The following is a 26,108-nucleotide window of genomic DNA, read 5'->3' as shown; positions in this document are numbered from 1 at the left end:
ATAGAAGGGATTTCCATCATGGCGAAACGACCTGAAAAGAAAAACAAAAGGATACTCATATGGACAAGCAGCATACGCTATAAATGGATGCTGCTTTTATTTCTGTTCTCATTGACGCCTCTGGTTGCAATGGGATTTATTTCTTATTCCATCTCGAAATCAACAATCAACAATAAAGTCACTGAATATTCCGAGCAGCTGCTGAAGCAAACTGCTGATAATATCGATACACGGCTTGGCATTTATAAAGACATGATGATGCAAGTTGTAAACAATAATGAAATCGTTTCCATGCTGCGCACGCTCGATCGGGTGGACAACGGACAATATGATTTGGACAGCTTATCGTTAACGACGAAGCTATCGACCATTATAGCGATTAATCAAGATTTTCAATCGATCTCCTTCCTAACGAAAACGCACTATATAAAGGGCATTTACCGCTGGAGCGACCGTTCCGCCGGCATCGTAACGCCGTTTCTCAAGACCCTTGAGGATGGCAGCAACTTCCGATGGTTCCCGACCCGTTTTGGCACTTATGTCGACAGTTTGAATTCACAGAGCGTCCATGTGTTCTCATTGGCTAAGCAAATTTATAAAACCTCTGACGACAGCCCTGTTGGTATCATCGCCGTGCTCGATATTCGCGAGGATGTACTCAAGGAAATCGTCAGCAAAGTGACGAAGAGCTCTTCCGATCTCCAGAGTTTCATTATTGATGGCAGCGGTCAAATTATTTCCTATCCCGACAACCAATTTTTAGGGAAAAATGTTCGGGAAGTACTGGGGGAGCAGGGCTCAAACCAATTGCTGCAGTCTTCCGACGAAACCCATGGTTTTCCACTCAAGCATGCAGGGCAGAAATGGATCGTAAATTACAAAAAGCTGCATACCAACGACTGGATGGTCGTAAATGTCATCTCGGAGTCTGCGTTGTACAAAGACTCTAACCGCATGCTGCAAATCATCATCGTGATTGCGCTGATTTGTATCGGTTTTTCGATTTTGACAGCGATGTTTCTGGCCAATTCGATTTCGAAACCGATTTTGAAAATGATCCGTTTGATGCGTCAGGTGATGTCGGGGGATTTGACTGTTCGCTTCAAGGCCAAACGGCGTAATGACGAGTTCGATATTTGGGGCGAAAATTTCAATTACATGGTGACCCGGCTTGACGAGCTGCTTAAAGCGGTCTATGAGGAGCAAAACCATAAGCGTGCAGCGGAGCTGAAAGCGCTGCAGGCGCAGATCAATCCTCACTTTTTGTACAATACACTAGACATAATTAAATGGACGGCTCTCCTGCAGAAGGCGAACAATGCCGCCGAGATGGTCAGCTTGCTTTCGCGGCTCCTGCGGATCTCTCTAGGCAAGGGCGAAGAAACAGTCACGGTCGAAGAAGAAATTGAGCATGTCCAATGCTATCTGGGGATTCAGAAATTCAGGTTCAATTTCGACATTCAAACGTATTTCCAAATAGACGAAGAGGTCCGAAACCTGAAGACCCCTAAGCTTATTTTGCAGCCAATTGTGGAAAATGCGATTCTCCATGCGTTCACTGACCGCGAGACCGGAGGAGAAATACATATCCGCTGCTCGCTGCATCCGGATGGAGGGATTCGTTTCCTAGTGGCAGATAACGGAAGAGGGATGGACCCGGGTCTCGTGAAGAGTTTGCAGACACCGTCCCAAGAGTCATCCGCTGATAAAATGGGGGGTATCGGGTTAGCCAATGTCGATGAGCGAATCAAGTTGATTTGCGGAAAACCGTACGGTTTAGATATTCAGAGTACCCTGGATGAAGGAACGAGCATCGGGATTTGGCTTCCCGTGATCGAGTAGGAGGAATAACATGTTTCGAGTCATCATTGTAGAAGATGAATATATTGTTAGGTTTGGCATTCGTTCGATGATCGATTGGGAGAAACTCGGCTTAACCGTAATAGGAGAGGCTTCCAACGGCCAAGAAGCCTTGGAACTTATGAGCAAGGAGATGCCGGACATCCTGATTACCGATATTAAAATGCCGCTGATGGACGGGATTGCCCTCATTTCAGAGGTTCGCAAAATAAATCCTCACATGAAAATTCTCATCCTCAGCAATATTGAGGACTTCGGGTATGCCAAGGAAGCGATTCACAACGGCGTTTCGGAGTATTTAATTAAATCGGATATGATGCCACGAGATTTTGAGCAAGCTTTGCTTAAGGTCAAGGAAGCCATAGAGATCACTTCACCAGCGGGAGTGAAACAGGAGGAATCAGCCGTGGAGCCGATATGGAAGGAGAAGCTTCTGCAGGAGCTTGCCGAGGGGGCTCAGCGAGATATTAGCAGCCTACAGAGAACCTTCGGTAGTCAAGGAAGTGCTCCCTTTTATTTGCTCCACATGGTTAAGGATGCGACGAGTGTCGCTGTTGTGGAAGAACAGTTCACTCTGCGAAAGGTATTAGATAGCGTGCTGCAAGCCCGGGAGCTTGCCTATGAGATATTCCCCGATCGGCAAGGGGAAATGAATGTGCTGCTGCTGACCGGCATGCCCCATCGGCAGGGTCAGAAGGCTGCCCGTGAAGCAGCGGAGGTTTGTTCAGCCGAACTTCATGTTAGTTATGGTCTGTGTTTTACCGTCGGAATTAGCGGAGAATTTCAAGAATTAACTGAGCTGCATACCGCGTACGAGCAAGCAAGGGCGGCAGTGAAGTTTAAAATGTTCGTCGGCAGCGGCAAAGTGATCGCCTATGGCGCGGATTATAGGCCAGGAATGAGCCCAACAGGAGAGCCGATAAAAATAAGTACTATCCATATTCATTCGATGGTGTACGCCTTTCAGACAAAGGAGTTACAGACCTATCTGGAAGAACTGTTCGAGCAGTTGGACGCACGCAAAGATTATGATATGGTGCAAATTATTTCTCTAGAGCTTTTGATTATGCTGACGACGTTATGGTCCGATGTATCTAGCGATCAGATGAGTATCATGCAGTTAAAAAAGCAATATTTTGACGAGTTATCCAAACTGGAAACACTAGATCAGAGCAAAACCTGGTTTATGGGAGCTTATCAAGAGCTGCTTCAGCATATGATTCAGATTTATAACAGCGACCGAAACAGCATCATCAAAGCTACGCAGTATATCCAGCAGTATTATCAGCAGGAAATTTCGCTTCAATCGATCTCGAACCTTGTCCATTTGAGCAAAAATTATTTTGCCAATTTGTTTAAAAAGGAGATGGGCGAAAGCTTCTTGGAATATTTGACACGCATTCGCATTGAAAAAGCGAAATCTTTACTCACAGGGGAGCTGAAAACGGCTGATATCGGACATCTGGTAGGTATTGCCGATCCGAAATATTTTTCTAAAGTGTTCAAAAAAAATGTCGGGGTTTCTCCATCGGAGTACAGGACTCGCGCGAAGAGATGAGATGTCATGTCAGATAGGGGGCTATCATGCTAAATCATAGTAACAAGGAGCGGTTCTTGCGTGCTTTGTGCATTGGGGGGATCGCCCTGGCTTTCACGGGATGTTCCAATACGCCGCAATTGGCGAAGGAGAAATCGATGGCACAAGGGGACATACCTCCCGTCGAAATCTCCTTTTGGAATCCATTTGGGGGCGGCGAAGGCGATTATGTCGAGCAGATCATTCGGAGCTTTAACACTTCGCAGAAATCGGTTTTTGTAAAGCAGCTTAGGCTGGAATCCAATGAGTATTATGTAAAACTGAGCACGGCACTTTCTTCAGGAAAAGGACCTGACGTCGCCGTGGCGCACGTTGATCGCATTTCTCCTTTTATCAAAGCAAAACAAATTCTAGCGTTGGATGCTTTAGCTAACGAAAGCGGTTTCCATTTTGACGAAATTGAGAGTTTTAACGTACAAAGCGTAAGCTTTAACGGGAAGCCATATGCGATCCCGCTGGATACGCACTTTCATGTGCTTTACTACAATAAAGAGATTCTGAAACAAGCAGATTTGCTGAATGAGGATGAGACCCTTAAGCTCGGTAAAACATCGCCCGAAAGCTTTATTCAGATGTTGACGCAAATTCAGGCGAAAGTGCCCGGGGTTCAGCCCATTGCGGTGAATACACCTTACTTTCAGGAACCTTTTCTGAACTTGTATTATGAGGCTGGCGGTGATCTGCTTACGCCTGATCTTTCCAAAGCCGCGATACATAATGACAAAGCTTTGCAAGTGTTGAAGTTTTATCAGCTGCTGTATGCGAAACGTCTGGCTGATTTGAACGACAAAACGCCATGGGATTCCTTCCACAACGGGAAAGCAGCGCTATGGTTCGGCGGTGTTTGGGAAGCTGGGCATCACTTGAGCGAAAAATCGCTGCGGGTCGGCGTTGCGCCGCTTCCGCAAATATTCGGCAGCCCGGTCCATTGGGGCAGTTCTCATACTTTGGTCGTACCGAGTTACGTGTCCAAAGAGAAACAGAAAGCGGCGATGGCCTTCATGACCTATTTTTCAGAAGTAGGCAGCACCCTCTGGGGGCAAGCAGGGCATGTTCCCGCCAATCGGGCTGTCGTGCAAAGTCAGGCCTATCAGCAGATGCCTTATCGGGATATCTTTATTGAAGCTCAGCGTCAAGTTAAATTTGCGCCGAAAACGGATAAATACGCGACGATCTTCACAACGTTGTCGGAGGATCTGCAAAGCATTATTTTGGGCGGATTGGACCCGGAGGAAGGTTTGATTTCGTTAGAGAAGAAGATAAACGATATTCTTGCGAACTAATAAAGAGGCCGGGACCCGCAGGGGTTCCGGTCTCTGCATTACTGGACTTCAACTGCATTAACGAAGGAGATGTTGTGAAAGAGGGAAATCATTTGTTCAAAATCTAATTCCGCAGGCAGCTTAATCGTGAGATCCAAAAGAATTTCGGAGGTTCCCCTTAATTTCTCACTTTGAAAATTTACGATCCTGATATTTTTTTCTTTCAGTGTTTTTTGCATATTTTCTAAAGAACCTGCTTCGTCGATAATACGTATAATCAGGTGTTCTGATTTAGGCGCAGCTAGCCAAGTGAATCGTCTGTGTAACACGATTTGAGCAATAAGAATTAATACGGTAACCCCGATTCCCAAAACATATAAGCCGGATCCAATCGCCATCCCGATGCCTGCTGTTGCCCAAATTCCTGCTGCTGTGGTAAGGCCTTTGACCGTATGACGCTGCATAAAGATCATGCCTGCTCCTAAAAAACCTACACCACTTACAACCTGGGCTGCTATTCTTGATGGATCGAGTGCTATGCCAGTTTGTCCTAGTTCATCATAAAAGCCATATTTTGAAACTAACATCATCAAAGAAGCACCAATAGCAACAACAAAATGAGTTCTAATCCCGGCTTCTTTCATTCTGTTTTTACGCTCATATCCAATGAATAGTCCGCAAATTCCGGCAATCATCACTTGAAGTAAATATTCGAATCCCATCATGTAGATCCCATCCTTTTCACGAAAATATTGAAAGCGCTTTATCGGAAATTTTACCCTACTGCGTAGAAAAGATCAATTTCTCATTGTTCCATAGAGAGAATAGTATGCAAATAAAGGGAAATAAACCCAATAATCGAATATCTATTTAAACACGATTTGAGAACTTTGGAGGTGCTGTGGTGTTAAAGAAAAACGTTTATATGAGAACGATCTTGTTTGCAATCGTTTTTTTTGTATTTTTATTTTTACCCGCGGGGTCTTTACATTTCTCTGAAGCGTGGATTTATTTTGCAATCTTTTTTGGATCAACGATGTACATCAATCGTTATTTCTTGAAAAGAGATCCTGAGCTCATAGAACGAAGAGTTAATGCTAAAGAAGTAGAAAAGGAACAAAAAATTTTCCAATCCATTTCTGGCGCCATATTTTTTATTGGATTGTTAGTTCTTCCAGGTTTAGATTATAGATTTAGTTGGTCAGATGTTCCTTTCTATCTTGTATTCGTCGCGGATTTCTTCGTCTTGTTAGGTTTTATCATTGTTTTTTTAGTTTTTAAAGAGAATTCATTTACATCTGCCATAATTGAAGTAAGTGAGAATCAGCAAGTGATATCAACAGGCCCTTATGCCTTGGTGCGACATCCGATGTATACAGGGGCAATATCCATTATCCTGTTCACGCCTCTTGCATTAGGTTCAATTTGGGCATTGATTCCCTCAATTTTTATTATTATTTTCATTGTTCTGAGACTGTTAAATGAAGAAAAAATATTGTTAAAGGAGTTACCAGGGTATGAGGATTACTGTAAGAAGATCCGTTATCATTTAATTCCACTTATTTGGTAATGGAGGTGCCGTTCCGGCACTGGATTTTAATTTTGAGAGCGCAAAACTAGCTGCTGATAGTTCAAGTATCAGGTTGAATTATCCTGGCTACCTTATACACTTTTTCTCATTCTTTTTGATTGGGATTATCATTGATTTTGTTATTCGGTTACTAAGGCTTAAAAAAGCTGTTCAATTATAAAAGAGTGAAATTGATTATGACATTCTATTACGGATATGATGATACTCATGTTTAGGAGGATTTTATGCCTTTCCCATTCGACTGCATTAGTGATTTTATGTTTTTCGAAACGGAGCTTGCTCAATCAGATGTTATTTTAATACCAGGTTCTAGCCATCCTCAGCTAATGGAAAGAGCTGCAATGTTATATCATCAAGGCATCGCTCCATGTATTCTACCTTCAGGTGGAGCCACTCCGCATGTTGAAACAACTGAATGGGAATACCTGAGAAATGTTGGATTGTCACTAGGTGTACCTTCGGAGTCAATATTAAAAGAAGATCAAGCAACTAATACCTTTGAAAATGCACGTTTATCACTGGAAGTATTACAACAACAAGGAATTCACCCCAAACGCGTTGTTCTAGCCTGCAAAAATTATCACGCTCGAAGAGCGCTTTTAACGTATCAATTTGTTTTTCCAAAAGAGACTGTTTTTTATGTAAGCCCAGTAATCGACAAAACAGGGACTTCAAAAGATAACTGGTTTAAAGAAGAAGAAAAGATAAAGTTCGTAATGAATGAGCTTGAGAAGGTAGGGAAATATTTCAGATCCGCCATACACGAATTGGGATCGAATAGCTTGTTTGGCTAACAAGGAACGAGAGTTTACTATCTGGCAACCGGATCTTAATGGATCGGTTGCCTTTTCTCGGCGAAAGCAGAATTGTTCAAACGTGGCAAGAATTAGAGACGGAGTCAGAAGCAACATAAACTACATGAAGATCCTTGAAACCAAACAAAAGGTGAACGATAGTGTAGAAAACAACTAATATACGGCTGCTAATATAGATCGGCAACTGTGTTAAGCTATCAGTACCGTGCGAAGACTTTAGGCAGTTAGTTTAAGTATACATACTTCCTCTAATCACTCCAAATAAATAGCATCATACGGAAACTCCAGCTTCTTCATCCGATATTCCTTTGGCGTCATATGCATGTATTGGCGGAAGATTTTACCGAAGTAGCTGGGGCTGTCAAAGCCGCATGTTTGGCCAATGTCCTGAACAGGCAGGTCAGTGGTTCGGAGAAGGGCGATGGCGGCTTCCACTCTCCGATCCCTTAAATAGGCCAGAGGCGAGGATTGCTCAGACCGCTGAAACAGCCTGCATAGGTAATGTTTATTGATTCCGCAATGCTCGGAGATCATATCCAAAGTGAGCGGATCTGCAAAATGATCTCTCATGTATTTTTTTGCTGTTTGAATGAGCGTGCTCGTGCTTGCGCTAACGTCTTTTGTCATTTCTCGGCTGGATTGCACGAGTGTGAGCATCCATTCATATACACCGAGGGACAGTTGATATTTGTCGGTTACCTTTTCTTCAGCGACCATGCGCATCAATTTCCAAAGCCCCTGAATGAGGGAGCTGTCCGAATCTCTCTGGATGACAGGCCCCTCCATCGCTATCACGTAATCCCAAATCCGATTCGCCTCTTCTCCCCGCAAATTTAGCCAGATGATCTCCCATGGTTCCTTTTGATCTCCGTAGAAGTATTTATGGCTGCTAGGCACCTTCACTAAAAAACCTGTTCCTTTCGTCAAAGGAAAGCGTTGCTGTTCATACTCAAGATAACCTTGTCCACTCATCGTATATTGAAAAATGACATGCCCGCAGTCGGGGCGCTCTTCTCCGATAAAGCTGTAATCAGGGGTATTGATCATTTGCCATCCAATAGAATCGAGCGTGAGGATGGAGGTATCATCGTTTCGAAATCCATATACAGCGGGCTTGAGCATTAGGAATCTCCTTAAGAAAAGTCAATTTTGTTATATTATAAGTCATTACATTAAGATTGTCCCCTCAATACTTCCGGAGATACAATGATTATAAAGAGAGGGAGTGAAGGTTGGATGGTTAATAATGAACTAGTCATTGAATTATTGCCTGACGAGTATTGGTGGGGAGGCCGGGTTGCGGACGGGAGAAGTATGCCGTATGGCACATCGTTATTTCGTGTTGACTTGGCAGCTAGCAGCGGAGCCAATCAGGCCTGCCCATTGCTTGTATCCAGTAAAGGGCGATACGTTTGGAGCGAGGAGCCGTTCGCTTTTCAGATCGATCATAAGGAGTTAAGGGTAATCGGCGAGTTTGCCTTACTGAAAGTGGAAAAGGGGAACGAGACTTTAGCCGGAGCATTCCGTCATGCGGCCCGTACGTTCTTCCCGGCAGTTCCAGCATTGCCGGAAGAGCTGCTGTTTACTGCACCGCAGTACAACCTGTGGATCGAATTGCTCTATCATCCGACGCAAGAGAAGGTATTGCAATATGCAAGAGATGTACTCGCAAATGGCATGCCGCCCGGCGTCATCATGATTGATGACAATTGGCACGAACCTTACGGAACCTGGACGTTTCATCCAGGACGTTTTCCTCAGCCTAAGCAGATGGTTGATGAGCTGCATGCCTGGGGATTTAAGGTTATGCTTTGGGTTTGTCCGTTTATTAGCCCGGACTCCAGCACATTCCGTAAACTGGAACCAGCGGGTATTCTTTTAAAAGATGGTGAGGGGAAGACGGCGATTCGCAAATGGTGGAACGGATACAGCGCCGTACTGGACTGCACGAATCCCCAAGCCGTTGCGTGGATTCATGAGCAGCTTGATTCCCTGCAGTCCCAATTCGGAATTGATGGCTTTAAGCTGGATGCTGGCGATTTAGAGTTCTATGAATCGGATGATTTGAGTTATGAGATTACGACACGTAACGGTCATAGTGAAGCATGGGCGAAGGTCGGACTGAAATATCCGCTCAATGAGTATCGCGCTTGCTGGAAGCTTGCGGGGCAGCCATTGATCCAAAGGCTGAAAGACAAGCAGCACAGATGGGAGGACAATGGGCTTGATTGCTTAATTCCGGATGGTTTGGCACAAGGACTTCTCGGCTATGCGTATACGTGCCCGGATATGATCGGCGGAGGCGAGTTTACGAGCTTTTCAGTTGACCAATTGGATTCGGAACTATTTGTTCGTTCCGCCCAATGCTCGGCCTTATTTCCGATGATGCAGTTCTCAGCAGCACCTTGGCGGGTTTTGGATGATGAGCATCTGCGCTATTGCATAGAAGCAGCTCAACTTCATGCCGCCTTTGGAGAAGAAATCCTTGATCTGGCTAAGCATGCCTCACGGACTGGGGAGCCAATCCTGCGTCATATGGCCTATGAATTTCCCGGAGAGGGAATGGAAATGATTCAAGATCAATTTATGCTGGGACATTCACTCTTAGTTGCTCCTGTAGTCGTCCGAGGGGCACGATCCCGCCAAGTCATTTTTCCGACGGGCATATGGGTTGGAGATGACGGTACAACCGTGTCAGGTCCTGCAAAGTTGGAGATTGAGGTGCCGCTGGACAGGTTGCCTTTTTATAGAAAACAGTGACGATAAAAGCCAGGAATCCTTGATCTAACAAGGGCTCCCGGCTTTTTATGTATCATATCTTTTTTATAGAAGTAACAGAATCAAGAATAAAGTTGGAGTAAGCTTCAGCACCTTTTGTCGTCAAGTGAACGCCATCGCTGGCGAACCAGTCCGGCTTGTCTTCACTAAATGAATGCCAGTCGAGAAGTTTGACATTGGCATATTTTTTGCTTGCATCCGCTAACGTATCATTTACTGTATCTTGCCATTTTCGGGGTACACGTGTATTCATGAGAACAATTTTCCGCTCTTCTCCAATCGTCTCGAGAAGCTTCTCAAGCTGATCTGATGTAAAAGGTCCGTTCGTTCCGAGGTGAATGACAACAATTTGACCCAGTTTCTTATCGGCCTTGAATTGCTTAATAATGTCCGTGGCCTGCGACAGTTGTCGACTGATTTTCGCGTCTACGACAATCCCTTCAAGCATTTTCTCTAAAACCGGGGCTGCGCCCAACATAACGGAATCCCCGACAGCAGTAACCCTCTGGCTTAACGGCACCAGTTTATAAGCGCCGGATGAGTTCGTCGGGGTGGCAGGCTTCTACTCACTCTGTGTGATCCTGTCCTGATTTTTTGCATCAGGGACAAGGGGGGTCAGAGCAGCTGAACTTTCCGATACAGGTGTTGGCGTTGGGACAAGAACCGTCTGTTCCGGTGCATGGTTACCTTCAGGAGAAGCTGTCGGGACAGGGCTTGCCGAAACAATAGGGACATTATTGCCTTTAGGAGAAGGCGTTGGAACAGCATTCGGTACATCATGTTTTGTATCAACGATTGGAGAAGCTGTCGGGACACCGTTTGTTTCATCCGGTAATTGATCGGAAGGCGAAGAAATCGCATTAGCGTTCGTTGGGCTTTGGGAATTGAATGCTACTTCTGTGCTGCTCTGATTAAACATACAGGAAACGAAGATGAGTACGAGAATGACAACCGGTACGAGTCGAACAAAGAACCTAAATTGCAGCAGAGTTGCACGCCCCTCCGACCGAAAGCCGAGAATTTTGGCCCAAATGCGCCAATTGCCGCTTCGGAACGGGGTTTCGATGAAGCTGTAGGATAAAGCGGCAAATCCGATACTAAGGATTAACTGGATCATTTGAAGAAAATAGCTTGCATCCGTATTAGGGCTAGTCGAACTCGTTAATACGATCACAGGATAGTGCCAAAGATAAATGGAGTAAGAACGAACACCAATCCAGCGTAGAGGTTTCCAACCGAGAATTTTGCTAACAAGGCCAGAGGGACTTGCTGCCGCTGCAATAACGAAAGAGGTTGCGAAAGAAAGGACAAGCATACCGCAGGTGTACAGCGATTGATCATATTCTCCGGTCTGAAGAAACATGTAGATGACAATCAAAATTCCAATGATCCCCATCCCATTTATCCATGAACGATTTTTGCGTAAGTTAGGGTCAATAAGTTTTCGGCTTGGGCATATAAAAGCAAGGGCTGCACCGATCAAAAGCCCGAATGCTCTCGTATCCGTCCCGTAATATACTCGGCTAGGGTCAGTACCGGGCTCATATAAAATTACCATTGCGATATAAGAAATGATGGCACCAGCGAGGGTGAGTAAAACAAACTTGCCGCGAGTCGGACTAAAGAAACGACTCAAGCCAATGATAATCAGAGGCCATAATAAGTAGAATTGCTCCTCGATGGCGAGCGACCAAAGATGTCCGAGCGGTGAAGGAGGTCCGAAGCTCTCGAAATAGGAGACTTGGTGAAAAATGTTGTACCAGTTGCTTGTATAGGTTATCGCCGACCAGATATCCCCTTGAATGGAAATCAATCTCGAATGATTTGAAATCGCCAGAAAGGCGGCGACTGTTATGATCATCGACAACATGGCGGGAAGCAATCTGCGAATGCGACGGATCCAAAACCTTTTCAGATCGATACGATTTTTACTTTTGCGCTCTTCCAACAGCATATCCGTAATTAGGTAACCGGAGAGAACAAAAAATACACTTACTCCTAAGAATCCCCCTGAGGCCCACCCCCAGTTGAGATGATACGCAATTACAGTAAGGACAGACAGTGCCCTGATCCCGTCCAATCCAGGCATATAGCGTGGATGATTTTGTTTGACTTCCTTCATGATGCTAGCTCCCCTAATGTGTCGATTCCTGAAACAAATACTTAGACTCAGATCTACCATTAGGAGTTCAAATTTTTATAAACATTTACTCGATGGAGCTTTTTTAGCACTGGAAGTTATTTTACTAGTATTGACGGTTATCGCTGCTATGATTACGAATAGACTATGATTATTTCTAAAGGTACATAAATAAACAAAAAAACCACCATGAAGGTGGTTTTTTGCTCTCCAAATTTATATGTTCGGGTTGTAAACCTTACCCGTTGTTTTATGTTGAGGGAACTATGATCCGCTATTTTGCGAAAACATGAATCCAGAGTATCAACGGCATCTTCCAAGTGGTTGACCGACGATGAAATTACAGCAGTTTCTTCAGATCTTCTACGATCGCCATAGGTTTGTCTGTGGAACCATAGCGTTTCAATACATTCCCTTCCCGGTCAACAAGAAACTTCGTGAAATTCCATTTAATTGATTCAGAACCAAGCACACCTTTGGCTTCTTTTTTCAAAAAGCTATACAGCGGATCAGCATTGGAGCCATTCACATCGATTTTGTCGAAAAGCTCAAAGGTTACGCCAAAGTTGATCTCGCAAAAACTGTGAATGTCTTCGTTGTTCCCTTTCTCGCCGCTGCCGAATTGATTGCATGGGAAGCCGAGAATTTCAAGACCATCGTCTTTATATTGCTTATAGATTTCTTGAAGCTCTTTAAATTGTGGAGTAAATGCGCACTTGCTAGCTGTATTCACGATCAGCATGACTTTGCCGCGATAATCACTGATTGATTTTTGGTTTCCTTTTGCTGTTTTTACATTGAAATTATAAATGAACATAGGTCACATTCCCTTCGATTTGAATTTTGTAAAATTTAATTTTTCAAAACCTTATGTACCAGAGTATAAACCTTAAACTACATTTCTGTCAATTGTATTGTGCTAAATATAATTTTAGTAAATTTAGGTTTGCTCTATGTAAAAGGAAGGCTTATATATTGTTTGAAATTAAATTTTGAGAAATAGGCAGGTTGAGTTACAATGTACAATATCGAAAAAACAGGGGGAATGATGATGAAAGAGGCAGCTGTAATGAAGCTAGAGGATATGCTCTGTTTCACGGCCTATGCAACTTCCCGTGAATTAACGCGCATTTATCGGCCTATTCTGGAGAAGTTTGGGCTTACGTATCCACAGTATTTAGTCATGGTGGTGTTATGGGAAAGAGGGACCAGCACGGTGACGGAGCTTGGCGACAGATTGCTGCTGGATTCGGGGACGTTAACACCACTGCTGAAGCGACTTCAAGAAGCGGATTTGGTTGTTCGCAAACGTTCTTTGGAGGATGAGCGGAAGGTGGAGGTCGGATTAACGGATAAAGGTGCACAGCTGCAAAACCAAATGCAGAGTGTATCTGTAGACATTTTTGCAGAAATTTGCGGGTCTTTTGAAAAATATTTAGAATCGTTAGGCCAGTTTAAAGAGCTGCAGGCAAAAGTAAATGAAGTTGCACGCCGATCAGACTAATAGGATGTGTAGAAAGCGAAATAAAAAGAATGGCCGGAGTTTCCTCCGGCCATTCTGGGATGCAAGTTATTCACACATAGAAATCAAAATGAGTGAAGATAATATTTAATATTAGGTTATAACAAAAGAGCACCTAACGAATAGCAGACAATCATCAACAGCAGCACTGTGATATGGTTAAGCGAGAATATGAACATCGAACGGGCCCACTTGTCCTCCGGTTTCCGCTGATATCCGTTAATGCTCATCACTAACCAGACCAGGCTTAAGATCGCATTCGCTATAGCGATATACGGATTAAAGGACCAGAACAAAAAGCTGACCAGGAATAACGCAACCAGATATACGTTCATCTGCACGTAAGTTCTGTGAATGCCCTTGACTACCGGCAGCATTGGAATGTTAGCCGCACGATATTCCTCCATGCGCCTAATTCCAATTGCGTAGAAGTGAGGCATCTGCCAGATAACCATCAACAGGAACAGCGCAATCGCATGCGGATGTAAAATATCCGGTGAGATCGCGGCCCAACCGATCAACGGAGGAATCGCTCCAGACAAGCTGCCAACCTCCGTATTGTAAATCGTTCTGCGTTTTGTCCACATGGTATACGGCACGACATATAAGAACAAACCGAGGAAGCCTACAAAAGCAGATAGCGGCGATGCCAGATACAAGGAGACTAGGCCACCGATCGCGATCCAAATCCCAAGGAACAGTCCGCTTCTGATATCAATGATGCCGGAAACCGTTGGCCTGTTTTTCGTCCGTTCCATGATGCGGTCGATGTCACGGTCGTATAAATTATTAAAAATACCTGCCGCTCCAATCACTAGAGAAGATCCGATTAGCGCTAACGTCATGTTGCCGATTTTATCCATTAGCGGTATTTGATGTACGAACAAGGCCACACTAAGCCCTGCGATCATTGCGATGAGGTTGGATTTAATAATGCCAATCTTTATGGTTTCGAAGAGTACCTTCGTGAACGAGATTGGAACTGTTTGGATGCTAACCGTATTGCTTTGGACTCGCATGTCTCTAACACACCCTTCCAAGAAAATTAACCTATAGATAGGTTACCATATAGAAGTCATTCTTGTGTCTTGCTTCTGCAAACACTCATGATTCTGTCAAAAATCTTTGTCTCTTTCGTGAATGATCCAGAAGTGGATGAGGACCGGGACCCGGGGGGTTCCGGTTTTTTGTCTTACGTCTGGCAGCCGGAATCCAGCGCTGGCTTGCGATGTGACAAAATTTGATATGCTGCCTATAAGGACAACAAGAACAAGAATTGTCACTTACTTGCAGTGGGCGATGCTCCTATAATAAAGCCTAACACGTTGTCTTGTTAGTTCCGGACACTTGAACAGCGGCGATACAGAAACATCAACAGGGAGGCTATTATGAAAATTTTTACAACAAAAAGGGTCAGCTTGACTATGCTCGCTCCGCTTTTATTAGGGGTGTTGGCAGGCTGTGGAGAGAGTAAGGAGACGCCCACGGCTACTTCAGCTGCAAAACCTGATCTGAAAGTTCAGTTTATGGTACCGTCATTTGCGGACATTCCAGACATGAACAATGAATATTGGACGAAGTTCCAAAAAGATAATAAAGTTCAACTAAACATAGATTGGATCCCTTCAGGCGACTACGATACAAAATTTGACCTGGTTTTGGCATCCGGCAACATACCAGAGGTTATTGTTGCGAACAGTATAACACGTCCAACGCTGCAAAATGCAGTGAAGCAAGGGGCATTTTGGGATTTGACGCCTCTCTTGGGTGATTTCAGCAAGTATCCAAATTTGAAGAAAAACGGATATAAAGACGTGTGGAACTATGTCCGTACGGATGGCAAAATTTTCGGTGTTCCACGAAATCGTCCGCATATTGACCTCAGTCTCAAAATGAGAAAGGACTGGCTGGATAAGTTCAACTTACCTGTGCCGACTACATTGGATGAGTACGCAGCTACCCTTAAGACAATAGTAGATGGCGACCCCGATGGGAACGGTAAGAAAGACACAGTTGGTTTGATTGGCCAAGGCAACACAGGCAATTTCTTCGCCGACAGTGATGGAAGCTTTTTGGCTGCATTTGGAGGCCTCGATCCTATTTATGGGAAAGACGGAGGTATGATTAACAAATATTTGACACCGAATTACACGGATATGGTTTCCTATTTCCACAAACTGTATACCGACGGCGTTCTGGCCAAGGACTTCTCTGTCATTAAACAAACCCAGGCGGAAGAAATCTTCACCACAGGGCGGGCAGTTTCTTATGGAAGAAATACATGGCGGGATTTCAACTTCGAACAAACGATCAAGAAAGTGCAGCCGGATGCGAATGTCATTTCTTTGCCACCGATGAAAGGTCCAGGAGGTTCCAGTGTTCAGCTGTCAGTTCCATTCTCGGGAGCCTTTTATATTTCGAAACAAGTTCCGGAGGAGAAAGCAAGACAAATCCTGGACTTCTTCGAAAGAACGACGACGCCGGAGCAAACGGACTATAACTATTATGGGATCGAAGGCGTCGATTATAAGATGGTAGATGGCCAGCAGCAGCTCACTGAACTCGGTGTAAAACAAGTGACCGCTAACGGCACAGGAGCTATTTTTCCACTGGCCTATAATAATAAAATGAAAGTTATTAACCCTGCCGCTCCCAAAGCGTATAACGATGCCAAGGAGAAATCGGTGGCCGTTTATGCAGAAGTAGGGAAAATTGATCCATTCTCTATCATTAATTCGAATACGTGGACGTCTATTTGGCCGAAGTTCCAATCGGAATGGCAGTCGATGGTCGTCAAAGCGATCGTAGGGCAGATTTCGATGGATGAGTACAAAGCTTATATTGAGAAGCTCAATGCGAATCCGGATTTTCAAACGGCCTATAAGGAATTCGCAGCAGATTACAAGGAGAAGTTTCCCAAATAAACAGCCACAGGTGAGTTCCTTTCTGCTTGCTTTTTGCAGCTCCGCTCCCTATGCTTAACACACGAACCCTCTGTGTGAATGAGTGAGTGGTATGTTAATGGGGCTTAAGAAGACGGGGAGGACTTATGGCTAACTGGAGCAGCATGTTTCTGAAAAAACTAGGCAAAAAGAGGCGAACGAACACGAGAACGTATTTCTTCAAGCTCATTTGGCTTGGCTGTATTTCCGTATGTATTCCGGTGATATTGGCAAGCGTAGCGTACTATCAATTCTCTACACATCGGATGCAGAAATACATACAGGCTGAAAGTGACTCGTCCTTGACCATTATGAAGGATCGTGCCGAAACGGTTTTACAGGAAATTGAGCAGGATTCGCTCCAGTTAGCCAATGATCCTTTTATTCAGCAAGAGTTTACGGATCCTCAGGATGAAAGCGGTATTTTGAAGCTTGATATCTTGAAAAAAATTGCTTTGGTTAAAAATTTCAATAGCTTCATTAGCGAAATTTATTTGTATAACAGCACAAACAATGAGGTCATTTCCAATGAATACGGCTCCATTGAGAAAGAATATTACAAATATAAACAAAATATTGACGAACTGCTCGCAATCAAACGTCCTACACAATGGACACAGCTGAAAGGCAAGGCAGGATACATTACCTTTTACAGAAAGCTGCCCTTGATTGGTACGGAAGGACCCAAGGGTGTCCTCGGCTTTGAGATTGAAGCTGCCAAACTGAGCACATTTATGGAAACAGATACGGTCATGTTGACCGGTGATCAAGGTTTAATGATCGTGAAGCTGAACGACCCTTTCGGGATAGAGCGAAACCCCCAAGTGAATCAGGCCGAAGAAACGGCCAGATTAAAAGGCATTGCGATGATCAAGGCATCGGATCAGAACTCGGGCATATTTGTAGCGGAGGGTATTGATGGGAAACCGGCGCAATATCACTACGTGAAAAATGTATTTTCCAGAACTTACGTATCTGTGACGCCTGAACAGGTCATTACCGATCAATTAAGCTGGATTCGTGAAATGACGGTGCTTATTGTTCTTGTATTTGTAGGTGTCGGCATTCTTCTGACGTATATTACCTCCAAGAGGGCCTATACGCCAATCGGGCAATTGATTAATCACAGCCGTTCGCTGCGTGGCCATGGTGTCGAGCCGAAGGAAGACGAGTTGGATATCATTAAGGAGTCTCTGGATTATTTAAGTAATGAGACGGAGAAATTGGAAAGCTATGTGCAAAATATGGAGCCGTCCTTGCGCGAGAAGTTTCTCTTCAAGCTGCTGAGCGGTGATTATACGGCTAATCAGACGCTGCTTCAGGATTGCTTAGCGTACGGCATTGGTGTTGGATTTACAAGTGTCGTGCTGGTTGTCGATGCGGACCATATTTATAAAGAGAAGCGCTTTTTGCCGGAAGAGAAAGGAATCGTCGCCTTTTCCTTGGCCAATGTCATGCAGGAGTTGCTGAATCAGCACAGCCTTGAAGGCTACGTGATTCCTTATCAAGGCAGAGGTGTTGCAATCCTGCAATTCAAGCCCGAGATGGAGCAGCAAACCATGAAGGAGCTGACCTCGAACTATGCCTATGCGATGATCGAGGCGTTTCATAAGTATTTGTCCTTTGAAGTTAACGTGTGCATCGGACGGTTCTACCCTTACATTGCAGACGTTCCGGTTTCCTATAAGGAAGCGATTCATGCTCTGCAATACCGGATATTTCGGGACGCTGAACCGTTATTATTTATTGATGATTTCGAGCATGGGAAAACGCAGTCACTGCTTCGGTACCCGGTAGAGCTGCAAGAAGCGATTCTTCATGCTCTTGAGCAGGAGGATTTGTCCTCAGCAATCCAGCATTTCGAGAAATTTACGGAAATCCTGCGTCATTCACAATCCTATGTATTTATATATCAAAGCTATCATATCTTCCTATCGGCTTTTATCGTGTCTCTGGAGAAACAGGGTGCGAATGTCGTCGACATTATGGAGCATAATTTTTTCGGGCAGTTAAGAAACAAGCAGACGTCGAAGGAAATGACCGATTGGTTCGAGGAGTCGTTATTTCCGGTGTATCTGTGGTTAACGAAAAATGATCGGGAAGCATCCGGTGAATCCGCGATCCAGTGGGTGTGTCAGTATATTCATAACAATTACGGAAATGATTTGTCCTTGGTGCATTGTGCCGAGAGGGTAGGTGTAAGCCCTTCCTATCTGAGCCGGCTGTTTAAGAAAAAGGTAGGAAAGAACTTTTTGGAGTATGTGGTGGAAACGAAGATTGGTCAGGCCGAGCGCCTGCTAAAAGATACGGATCAAAGCATCAGCGAAGTAGCCACCGCGATTGGATACTCCGAGCGCAACTTTATCCGCATTTTTCAACGACATGTACGGATGACACCGGGGCAATTCCGCTCCCAGTTCAGGTAGGAAGAGATTCAATGAAAAGAGGAGAACGATAGGATGAAAATTAAGCGTATTGAGACTTTTACAACCCGCCAGCTTTCCGTTGTCCGCGTCACTTCGGAAGATGGGCTGCAAGGTTATGGGCAGATCGCTCCTTACCATGCTAATATTTCTGCGCTGGTACTGCATCAGCAAGTAGCTCCGCACGCATTGGGTGCTGATTCAAATGAAATCGAAGCCTTGGCGGAAAAGGTTGTTAGGGAAGAGCATAAGTTTCCCGGTTCCTACATTTGCAGAGCAGTCGGAGGTTTGGACACGGCTTTATGGGATTTGAAGGGGAAACGGATGGGCAAAAGTGTAAGTGAATTGCTCGGAGGACAGCCTGGTAAAGTCAAAATATACGGCTCCAGCATGAAGCGCAACATTTCACCGCAGGAGGAAGCTAATCGGATATTGCGCCTCAAGGAAACGCAGGGAATCGAAGCTTTCAAAATTCGGATTGCCAACAACTTTGCGAGTGATGTGGACGTATATCCGGGCCGTTCGGAAGAGGTTGTCCGTGCTGTAAGGGCTGCCATCGGTGACCAAACGCAGCTGTATGTCGATGCGAACAGTGGATTTACGCCGGCTAAGGCGATTGAAACAGGCAAGATGCTTGCCGAATACGGGGTATGTCACTTTGAAGAACCTTGTCCTTACATGGAGCTGGAGTGGACGAAGCAAGTAGCCGACGCACTGGATATTCCGGTAACCGGCGGGGAACAGGATACGGATTTGGCGCAGTTCAAGCGGATGATACAGATGCGTGCCGTCGATATCGTTCAACCGGATATTTGCTATGTTGGAGGTTTGAGCCGCGCACTGGAAGTCGCTCGGATGGCCGAAGCAGCGGGAATGACTTGTACACCGCATGCTGCGAATTTATCGATGTTGACCGTCTTTACGCTGCATATGGTCTCAGCTATTCCGAATGCAGGGAAATACATGGAATATACGATTGAAGAGGATGCTTGGACGAATGGACTTTTTGAAGAGCCGTTGAAAGTTTCGGGCGGTGCGGTGCAGGTTCCGCAAGGACCAGGCTGGGGCATCACAGTACGGCCGGAATGGCTTGAAAAAGCCGAGTATCAAGTGAGTGAATAAACGGGCGAGGTGCTTCAGATGCAAACACAGGTACAAACAATTGTAAAAAGTACGCGCGTTCAGGAACGTTCACGGTTATGGGCGGCCATGGTGCAAAGCAAATGGATGTATGCCCTGGCTGCGCCGGGCATCCTATACTTTTTAATATTCAAATTCGCGCCCTTATGGGGGCTCTTGATTGCCTTCAAGGAATACAACCCTTTTAAAGGCCTCTGGGGGAGCGAATGGATTGGTTTTACCAATTTCACCGAGTTATTTCAGAGTGAAGTGTTCTATCTCATGTTGAGAAATACGTTTGCAATTAATATTTTCGGTATCATTTTCATGTTCCCGCTGCCGATTGTGCTTGCTTTGATGCTCAATGAAATCCGGCATGAAACGTTCAAACGAATTAATCAGTCAATCGTTTATTTACCGCATTTTTTATCATGGGTCGTTGTTGCTAGTATGACGTTCTTTATGCTCTCCACCGATGTAGGGTTAATCAATAAACTGATTTCGAATATGGGCTTCGACACGGTATCTTTTCTGTCCAATCCCAACTTTTTCTGGGGACTGCTCACCGCCCAAAGCATGTGGAAGGAAGTTGGCTGGGGGACGATTATTTTCTTGGCCGCAATGGCTGGCGTTGACCCCCAACAATATGAAGCAGCCGTCATAGACGGGGCCTCAAGAATGAAGCAGATATGGCATGTGACGCTGCCGGCTATTCGCCCGACGATCATTATCTTGCTGATTTTAAGATTAGGGCATATGGCAGATGTCGGTTTTGAACAAATCTTATTGATGAACAATCCGCTGGTAACCTCGGTTTCCCAGGTGTTCGACACGTATGCGTATACGATTGGTATCCTCGGTGGGAAAATCAGCGTCGGTGTGACGGTGGGGATGTTCAAAGGTGTTGTGGGCTTGATCCTTGTTATGCTGTCCAATTACGTGGTGAAGAAGCTGGGGCAAGAAGGGATTTATTAAGGAGGAGTACCCATGAGTTTCGTAAAAACGAAGAAGATGACATTCTTCGATTATATTAACTACTCGCTGCTGGCAATCATTTCTATAGCATGCGTATTTCCATTCATTTATGTATTCAGTGTTTCCTTTACCGATCCGGAAGTCTACGTGCCTTTGCAATTTTATCTATTCCCGGAAAAATGGTCATTGTCTGCGTACAAATACATTTTGTCAACCAATAGCTTCGTTAATGCCCTGAAAAGCACCGTATTCGTTACAGGAATAGGGACTGTGATAAGCATTCTCATCTCTTTTACATTTGCGTACGTCTTAACCAAGAAACATGTACCCGGCAGGAAATGGATGCTCGGCGGCGTTATTTTTACATTAGTGTTCAACGCAGGTATTTTGCCTAACTATTTATTAATGAAGGATATGAACCTGTTAAACTCGCACTGGTCATTAATCTTGTCGGGTCTTACGAATGCTTGGAGCTTGATTGTGATAAAAGGATTTCTGGATTCCTTGCCTCCGGAGTTGGAAGATGCCGCTCGAATTGACGGTTGCTCGGATATCGGCGTATTCTGGCGCATTGTCATTCCTTTATCCATGCCGGCGATTGCTGCTTTTGTTCTGTTCTTTGCCGTTTCGTATTGGAATACGTATTTCAATGCCCTGGTTTACTTGAGCGATGCCAAGAAATGGACCTTGCAGGTGCTGGTCAAGTCGTTGGTTATCGATTCCGATGCCAGCGGTGCAGGGTCTGTCGGCAGTGACGACAGAGTATTGCCGCAGGAAACGATTCGTATGGCCTCGATTGTGCTGGCCATGGTGCCGATTTTAATCATCTATCCCTTTTTGCAAAAGCATTTTGCCAAGGGAGTTATGCTAGGCTCCGTCAAAGGTTAACTGATTCAGGATGTGCCCATTCATTCTCCAGCTCACAGGCAGCGGGGGAAGGAATGGGCACTTTCTATTATTCTACATTGACTAGCCATTGCACGCATGGTAGCATCTAGGGATAATACGATCAATATATCGAACGATGTTTATCATATAAAGGACGTGACAAAATGGAGCAAAAGTATTCCGTCCCAGCGTTGGATCGGGCACATGCTGTACTTACCTTACTGACGGAGGAGCCCTACAAATGGAAGCTGTCCGAGTTGTCCAAGCACTTGGGGATCAGCAAGAGTACGCTGTACTCTCTACTTCAGACCATGGAGCGGCTGCAGTGGATCAATCGAGACAGAAATGAGACGTATGCTCTCGGAAGCGCGGTTGGCGATTTGGGCAGCGCTTATTTTCGCCAGTACGACCTGATTGAAGAATTCAGGCGAATGGCTGAGCCGGTTATGCGAAAGATGCAAGAATCCGTGCAGCTGGCGCGTTTGGATGGCAGCGAAGTTCTCTACCTGACAAAAGTGGAAGCACCGACACCGGTCCAGATGGTTTCGGGGCCGGGCGTTCGTATCCCGGCTCATGCGACCGGCCTTGGCAAGTCGCTTATGATCGATATGGATGCCGAGCAAGTCAGCCGGGTATTCCCTCAGGAATCGCTCCATAAGATAACCGTTCATACCATTGGTTCCCGAGAAGCATTTTTGCAAGAATTAGAAACCGTGCGCCAAAGAGGGTATTCCTTGGATATACAGGAAGGCGTGATGGGATTTTGTTGTGTGGCTGCACCGATCCGCCGTCTTGGCACCGTAGTTGCAGCAGTCAGTTGTTCAATGCCCATCCATCATTGGGAGGGAAAGAAGGAAGAAAGCATCAGTGAAATTTGCTCCTTAGCAAAGCGATTGTCAACGAATATATGAGCATAGAAGTCCCGGGTCACTTAGGTGAATCGGGATTTTTTCTATTCCATGCCGCGAAAAGAAATTGGCAAAAATCCCATTGACACAAACGTTAAACTATGGGAAGATCAATTTAAATACAAAATATAGAACGTTGTTCATAATAATGAACAAGAGAGGCGGCTTTTAGTATGAAATTAGCTCGTTTTATAGTTTCTGGTGAATCAGAGATACGCAGTGGAATCATAGAAGATTCTAACATTCATGAATTTACAGGAGACATCTTCACCTCTCGTATTCTTACTGGGAAGACATTCTCATTGAACGATGTTCAACTTAAAGCTCCTCTTACACCGAGACACATCATCGGTATCGGTAGAAATTTTGTTGGCGAAGGGGTGCCAAAACCAGAGGTGCCGGAAATGCCGATCCTGTTCTTCAAGCCATTGACCACTGTTGTCGGACCCGGAGACGCCGTGGTTCTGCCACTTGGAACGGACGATATCAAATTCGAATCGGAGCTTGCCGTCATTATCGGGAAAGAAGCGAGAAACATAGACCCGAGAAACATCCACGAAGTGATCTTCGGTTACACGGTAGCCAACGACTTGGGCGCCTTCAATTATTTCCATCCGGAGGGTCATTGGACGATTGGCAAATCATTTGATACATTTTGCCCGCTGGGTCCTGTGATTGTAACCGACTTCGATTATCACTCGGCTCGCATTCAATCTACCGTGAACGGTACCGTTAAGCAGGATGCTCTCATGGAACGGATCATTACGCCAATTGATATCATGATCGCGTACATCAGCCGGTTCATGACCCTCATGCCAGGAGATATCATTCTGACTGGAACGCCTGCCGGTGCAGATCAAGTCCGGGATGGGGATGTCGTGGATTGTTACATTGAAGGCATAGGTCACTTGCAAAATCCTGTTGTTGCTCAAAAATCATAATCCACACGTATAAAGGGGACATCCAAATGAGCGAATATGTAAACGTAGGAAATCTACAAGTTGCTGCGGTACTTTATCAGTTTATTAATTCAGAGGTACTCCCTGGCAGCGGGTTAAAAAGTGAAAAGTTCTGGGCAGATCTTAGTACGTTGATTCACGACCTTGCCCCTCATAATAAAACCTTATTAGCCAAACGGGATGAGCTGCAGAAGCTTATTCATGAATGGCACATTGAAAATAAAGGGAATTTTAACCCCGAAAATTATCAAGCCTTTTTACAAGAAATTGGTTATTTGGAACCGCAAGTCGAAGATTTTCAAATTACAACACAAGGGGTAGACGAGGAAATTGCCCATCAAGCAGGCCCTCAATTAGTTGTTCCAGTCAATAATGCCAGATATGCTTTAAATGCTGCGAACGCCCGCTGGGGAAGTCTTTACGATGCTTTATATGGAACGGATGTTATCGATGAAGAGGATGGTGCCGAGCGTACTGCTGCGTACAATGCCATTCGTGGAGATAAGGTTATTGCGTATGCCAAGGGTTTCCTGGATCAAGCAGCACCTCTGTCTAACTTCTCGCATCATGATGCTGTTCGGTACGCAATCGTGAATGGAGAATTGTCCATCTCCCTAGCCAATGGGGAAACGACAGATTTGAAGGACGCCTCTCAGCTTGTTGGCTATCAAGGACTGGCGGACGATCCTTCTGCGATCTTGCTAAAAAATAACGGGATACATGTTGAAATTCAAGTTGACCGCCAACATCCGATTGGCCAGAATGATCTGGCAGGTGTGAAAGACATCCTGATGGAAGCAGCGCTTACGACGATCATGGATTGCGAAGACTCTGTTGCTGCAGTCGATGCTGAGGATAAAGTACTGGTGTACAGGAACTGGTTGGGACTAATGAAAGGAAATCTCTCGGCTTCCGTACCGAAGGGAAATAAATTTATTACAAGGACTTTGAATCCTGACCGTATCTATACATCTCTTGCTGGTGAGGAAATTAGTTTGCCTGGTCGTTCACTTTTATTTGTCCGGAATGTAGGACATCTGATGACGATCGATGCTGTATTAGATCAGAACGGGCAGGAAGTTCCTGAAGGCATATTGGATGCTGTTGTAACGAGCCTCATTGCCAAACATGATCTTTTGAGAAATAGTGCGTATCAAAATTCGCTTAAAGGTTCTGTCTATATTGTAAAGCCAAAAATGCACGGCTCCGAGGAAGTAGCTTTTGCTAATCTTTTGTTTAATCGGACAGAAGATATGCTCGAGTTGGAGCGAAATACGATCAAAATCGGTGTGATGGACGAGGAACGCCGTACTTCCGTAAACTTGAAGGCTTGTATTCGCGAAGTGAAGGATCGCATTGTTTTTATTAACACAGGGTTCTTAGACCGAACAGGCGACGAGATGCATACCTCTATGGAAGCAGGACCTATGATCCGCAAAAATAATATGAAGTCATCCCGTTGGCTGCAAGGCTATGAGAAATCAAACGTTACCATAGGGTTAGCGTGCGGTTTGCAAGGGCGTGCCCAGATTGGCAAAGGAATGTGGGCCATGCCGGACCTGATGAAGGATATGATGACTCAAAAGATTGCTCATCTACAGGCTGGTTGCAATACGGCATGGGTGCCGTCACCAACAGCAGCGACATTACACGCACTTCATTATCATCAAATGGATGTAGTAGACATTCAGAACCAATTAAAAGAGAGCGGAAAAGATTATCTGAATGAGATATTAAATATTCCTGTGGAAGCAAAACCGCAATGGACTCCTGAAGAAATTCAACAGGAACTGGACAATAATGCTCAAGGTATTCTTGGCTATGTTGTCCGCTGGGTAGAGCAAGGCATTGGTTGCTCCAAGGTTCCGGATATCAATAACGTGGGGCTGATGGAAGACCGCGCCACCTTGCGTATTTCCAGCCAACACCTGGCTAATTGGCTTCATCACGGGATTTGCACAGAGGAGCAAATTCTTAAGACGATGCAGCGTTTAGCCAAGGTGGTAGATGAGCAAAATGCCGGAGATCCTGCCTATCGTCCAATGGCTGAGAATTTAGATCACTCTGTAGCATTTCAAGCTGCGTGCGAGCTGGTATTCAAAGGTTATGAACAACCAAGCGGTTACACAGAACCGATCTTGCATCGCAGACGTAGGGAATTCAAGGCCATGGTGCCGGCTTCAAATAGATAAAGACGTTATAGACCAGGAAAAGAAGAATTTCCTTATTACGGAGGGGGAGAAGTATAGTGAAATCTTCATCTAACAGTCTCATCTTGCGTATTGAATTGGATCAGAAGGTGACCACTTTCGGTGAAGTGGCGAATGCG

The 26,108-nt window shown here is 45.0% G+C and carries 22 protein-coding genes; 16 read left to right on the top strand and 6 right to left on the bottom strand.

Annotation, left to right across the window (positions count from 1 at the left end; translation table 11 throughout):
* The first annotated feature begins 18 nt into the window (after positions 1-18).
* From RQP52_RS12550 to RQP52_RS12540, 3 genes are read left to right on the top strand one after another with little or no spacing between them, the layout of a single operon-like run.
* On the top strand, positions 19-1,842 hold the full coding sequence (locus tag RQP52_RS12550; protein ID WP_315951858.1) for a sensor histidine kinase: 1,824 nt from the start codon (positions 19-21) through the stop codon (positions 1,840-1,842).
* Between the two features lie 10 nt (positions 1,843-1,852).
* The gene (locus tag RQP52_RS12545) at positions 1,853-3,418 is read left to right on the top strand and encodes a response regulator (protein WP_315951856.1); all 1,566 of its coding nucleotides are present in this window, start codon (positions 1,853-1,855) and stop codon (positions 3,416-3,418) included.
* Between the two features lie 26 nt (positions 3,419-3,444).
* Complete coding sequence (locus RQP52_RS12540) at positions 3,445-4,740, top strand: ABC transporter substrate-binding protein (protein ID WP_315951854.1); 1,296 nt, start codon at positions 3,445-3,447, stop codon at positions 4,738-4,740.
* Between the two features lie 38 nt (positions 4,741-4,778).
* On the opposite strand, the gene RQP52_RS12535 is transcribed toward RQP52_RS12540, so the two are convergent.
* Complete coding sequence (locus tag RQP52_RS12535) at positions 4,779-5,444, bottom strand: MgtC/SapB family protein (RefSeq protein WP_127454815.1); 666 nt, start codon at positions 5,442-5,444, stop codon at positions 4,779-4,781.
* 179 nt (positions 5,445-5,623) lie between these two features.
* Here RQP52_RS12535 and RQP52_RS12530 point away from each other — a divergent pair, with 179 nt between their 5' ends.
* Together RQP52_RS12530 and RQP52_RS12525 are read left to right on the top strand one after the other, a co-directional pair.
* The gene (locus tag RQP52_RS12530) at positions 5,624-6,289 is read left to right on the top strand and encodes an isoprenylcysteine carboxylmethyltransferase family protein (protein ID WP_315951852.1); all 666 of its coding nucleotides are present in this window, start codon (positions 5,624-5,626) and stop codon (positions 6,287-6,289) included.
* 245 nt (positions 6,290-6,534) lie between these two features.
* Entirely contained in the window at positions 6,535-7,104 is a 570-nt protein-coding gene (locus tag RQP52_RS12525) for a YdcF family protein (protein WP_315951851.1), read from the top strand.
* Between the two features lie 273 nt (positions 7,105-7,377).
* On the opposite strand, the gene RQP52_RS12520 is transcribed toward RQP52_RS12525, so the two are convergent.
* Positions 7,378-8,247 (bottom strand): AraC family transcriptional regulator, encoded by an 870-nt coding sequence (locus RQP52_RS12520; RefSeq protein ID WP_315951850.1) that lies wholly within the window; start codon positions 8,245-8,247, stop codon positions 7,378-7,380.
* Positions 8,248-8,361: 114 nt separating this feature from the next.
* Here RQP52_RS12520 and RQP52_RS12515 point away from each other — a divergent pair, with 114 nt between their 5' ends.
* On the top strand, positions 8,362-9,885 hold the full coding sequence (locus RQP52_RS12515) for a glycoside hydrolase family 31 protein (protein WP_315951848.1): 1,524 nt from the start codon (positions 8,362-8,364) through the stop codon (positions 9,883-9,885).
* 52 nt (positions 9,886-9,937) lie between these two features.
* Here RQP52_RS12515 and RQP52_RS12510 read toward each other — a convergent pair whose 3' ends face one another.
* From RQP52_RS12510 to RQP52_RS12500, 3 genes are all read right to left on the bottom strand, one after another.
* On the bottom strand, positions 9,938-10,381 hold the full coding sequence (locus RQP52_RS12510) for an SGNH/GDSL hydrolase family protein (protein WP_315951847.1): 444 nt from the start codon (positions 10,379-10,381) through the stop codon (positions 9,938-9,940).
* An 84-nt stretch (positions 10,382-10,465) separates the two neighbouring features.
* Positions 10,466-12,025 carry an acyltransferase family protein gene (locus RQP52_RS12505; protein WP_315951845.1) on the bottom strand — a complete coding sequence of 520 codons (1,560 nt, stop codon included), beginning with the start codon at positions 12,023-12,025 and terminating at the stop codon, positions 10,466-10,468.
* Positions 12,026-12,383: 358 nt separating this feature from the next.
* On the bottom strand, positions 12,384-12,860 hold the full coding sequence (locus RQP52_RS12500) for a glutathione peroxidase (protein ID WP_315951843.1): 477 nt from the start codon (positions 12,858-12,860) through the stop codon (positions 12,384-12,386).
* Positions 12,861-13,061: 201 nt separating this feature from the next.
* Here RQP52_RS12500 and RQP52_RS12495 point away from each other — a divergent pair, with 201 nt between their 5' ends.
* Positions 13,062-13,547: a MarR family winged helix-turn-helix transcriptional regulator gene (locus tag RQP52_RS12495; protein WP_315951841.1), complete on the top strand. Its 486-nt coding sequence runs from the start codon at positions 13,062-13,064 to the stop codon at positions 13,545-13,547.
* Positions 13,548-13,663: 116 nt separating this feature from the next.
* Here the strand turns inward: RQP52_RS12495 and cyoE are convergent, their stop codons facing one another.
* Positions 13,664-14,584, bottom strand: a complete 921-nt coding sequence (gene cyoE / locus RQP52_RS12490) for a heme o synthase (protein ID WP_315951839.1) — start codon at positions 14,582-14,584, stop codon at positions 13,664-13,666.
* A gap of 87 nt (positions 14,585-14,671) precedes the next feature.
* On the opposite strand from cyoE, the gene RQP52_RS12485 reads away from it, so the two are divergent.
* The 9 genes from RQP52_RS12485 to RQP52_RS12445 all read left to right on the top strand — a co-directional run bounded on the left by RQP52_RS12485 (position 14,672) and on the right by RQP52_RS12445 (position 25,971).
* Entirely contained in the window at positions 14,672-14,809 is a 138-nt protein-coding gene (locus RQP52_RS12485) for a hypothetical protein (protein WP_315951838.1), read from the top strand.
* A gap of 144 nt (positions 14,810-14,953) precedes the next feature.
* Positions 14,954-16,489, top strand: a complete 1,536-nt coding sequence (locus RQP52_RS12480; RefSeq protein ID WP_315951837.1) for an extracellular solute-binding protein — start codon at positions 14,954-14,956, stop codon at positions 16,487-16,489.
* Positions 16,490-16,614: 125 nt separating this feature from the next.
* Positions 16,615-18,933: a helix-turn-helix domain-containing protein gene (locus tag RQP52_RS12475; RefSeq protein WP_315951835.1), complete on the top strand. Its 2,319-nt coding sequence runs from the start codon at positions 16,615-16,617 to the stop codon at positions 18,931-18,933.
* Between the two features lie 33 nt (positions 18,934-18,966).
* The gene (locus RQP52_RS12470) at positions 18,967-20,052 is read left to right on the top strand and encodes a mandelate racemase/muconate lactonizing enzyme family protein (RefSeq protein WP_315951833.1); all 1,086 of its coding nucleotides are present in this window, start codon (positions 18,967-18,969) and stop codon (positions 20,050-20,052) included.
* Between the two features lie 18 nt (positions 20,053-20,070).
* Positions 20,071-21,024, top strand: coding sequence for an ABC transporter permease (locus RQP52_RS12465; protein WP_315951831.1), 954 nt, complete (start codon positions 20,071-20,073; stop codon positions 21,022-21,024).
* A gap of 12 nt (positions 21,025-21,036) precedes the next feature.
* The gene (locus RQP52_RS12460; RefSeq protein WP_315951830.1) at positions 21,037-21,912 is read left to right on the top strand and encodes a carbohydrate ABC transporter permease; all 876 of its coding nucleotides are present in this window, start codon (positions 21,037-21,039) and stop codon (positions 21,910-21,912) included.
* 164 nt (positions 21,913-22,076) lie between these two features.
* A complete protein-coding gene (locus tag RQP52_RS12455; RefSeq protein WP_315951829.1) occupies positions 22,077-22,823 on the top strand; it encodes an IclR family transcriptional regulator in 747 nt (248 codons plus the stop codon).
* A 170-nt stretch (positions 22,824-22,993) separates the two neighbouring features.
* On the top strand, positions 22,994-23,761 hold the full coding sequence (locus tag RQP52_RS12450; RefSeq protein WP_315951827.1) for a fumarylacetoacetate hydrolase family protein: 768 nt from the start codon (positions 22,994-22,996) through the stop codon (positions 23,759-23,761).
* A gap of 26 nt (positions 23,762-23,787) precedes the next feature.
* Complete coding sequence (locus tag RQP52_RS12445; RefSeq protein WP_315951825.1) at positions 23,788-25,971, top strand: malate synthase G; 2,184 nt, start codon at positions 23,788-23,790, stop codon at positions 25,969-25,971.
* Positions 25,972-26,108: the final 137 nt, after the last annotated feature.

The organism is Paenibacillus violae (assembly GCF_032461945.1).
GTDB lineage: Bacteria > Bacillota > Bacilli > Paenibacillales > NBRC-103111 > Paenibacillus_E > Paenibacillus_E violae.
This window is presented reverse-complemented; position numbering and strand designations above follow the sequence as displayed.

What these genes read in the sequence shown, in the direction of transcription:
- RQP52_RS12485 (WP_315951838.1), top strand. Translation starts at nt 14,672, where the DNA reads ATGATTCTGTCAAAAATCTTTGTCTCTTTCGTGAATGATCCAGAAGTG.
- RQP52_RS12540 (WP_315951854.1), top strand. Translation starts at nt 3,445, where the DNA reads ATGCTAAATCATAGTAACAAGGAGCGGTTCTTGCGTGCTTTGTGCATT.
- cyoE (WP_315951839.1), bottom strand. Translation starts at nt 14,584, where the DNA reads ATGCGAGTCCAAAGCAATACGGTTAGCATCCAAACAGTTCCAATCTCG.
- RQP52_RS12520 (WP_315951850.1), bottom strand. Translation starts at nt 8,247, where the DNA reads ATGCTCAAGCCCGCTGTATATGGATTTCGAAACGATGATACCTCCATC.
- RQP52_RS12460 (WP_315951830.1), top strand. Translation starts at nt 21,037, where the DNA reads ATGAGTTTCGTAAAAACGAAGAAGATGACATTCTTCGATTATATTAAC.
- RQP52_RS12450 (WP_315951827.1), top strand. Translation starts at nt 22,994, where the DNA reads ATGAAATTAGCTCGTTTTATAGTTTCTGGTGAATCAGAGATACGCAGT.
- RQP52_RS12545 (WP_315951856.1), top strand. Translation starts at nt 1,853, where the DNA reads ATGTTTCGAGTCATCATTGTAGAAGATGAATATATTGTTAGGTTTGGC.
- RQP52_RS12455 (WP_315951829.1), top strand. Translation starts at nt 22,077, where the DNA reads ATGGAGCAAAAGTATTCCGTCCCAGCGTTGGATCGGGCACATGCTGTA.
- RQP52_RS12515 (WP_315951848.1), top strand. Translation starts at nt 8,362, where the DNA reads ATGGTTAATAATGAACTAGTCATTGAATTATTGCCTGACGAGTATTGG.
- RQP52_RS12495 (WP_315951841.1), top strand. Translation starts at nt 13,062, where the DNA reads ATGTACAATATCGAAAAAACAGGGGGAATGATGATGAAAGAGGCAGCT.
- RQP52_RS12445 (WP_315951825.1), top strand. Translation starts at nt 23,788, where the DNA reads ATGAGCGAATATGTAAACGTAGGAAATCTACAAGTTGCTGCGGTACTT.
- RQP52_RS12510 (WP_315951847.1), bottom strand. Translation starts at nt 10,381, where the DNA reads ATGTTGGGCGCAGCCCCGGTTTTAGAGAAAATGCTTGAAGGGATTGTC.
- RQP52_RS12475 (WP_315951835.1), top strand. Translation starts at nt 16,615, where the DNA reads ATGGCTAACTGGAGCAGCATGTTTCTGAAAAAACTAGGCAAAAAGAGG.
- RQP52_RS12465 (WP_315951831.1), top strand. Translation starts at nt 20,071, where the DNA reads ATGCAAACACAGGTACAAACAATTGTAAAAAGTACGCGCGTTCAGGAA.
- RQP52_RS12535 (WP_127454815.1), bottom strand. Translation starts at nt 5,444, where the DNA reads ATGATGGGATTCGAATATTTACTTCAAGTGATGATTGCCGGAATTTGC.
- RQP52_RS12525 (WP_315951851.1), top strand. Translation starts at nt 6,535, where the DNA reads ATGCCTTTCCCATTCGACTGCATTAGTGATTTTATGTTTTTCGAAACG.
- RQP52_RS12500 (WP_315951843.1), bottom strand. Translation starts at nt 12,860, where the DNA reads ATGTTCATTTATAATTTCAATGTAAAAACAGCAAAAGGAAACCAAAAA.
- RQP52_RS12480 (WP_315951837.1), top strand. Translation starts at nt 14,954, where the DNA reads ATGAAAATTTTTACAACAAAAAGGGTCAGCTTGACTATGCTCGCTCCG.
- RQP52_RS12550 (WP_315951858.1), top strand. Translation starts at nt 19, where the DNA reads ATGGCGAAACGACCTGAAAAGAAAAACAAAAGGATACTCATATGGACA.
- RQP52_RS12470 (WP_315951833.1), top strand. Translation starts at nt 18,967, where the DNA reads ATGAAAATTAAGCGTATTGAGACTTTTACAACCCGCCAGCTTTCCGTT.
- RQP52_RS12505 (WP_315951845.1), bottom strand. Translation starts at nt 12,025, where the DNA reads ATGAAGGAAGTCAAACAAAATCATCCACGCTATATGCCTGGATTGGAC.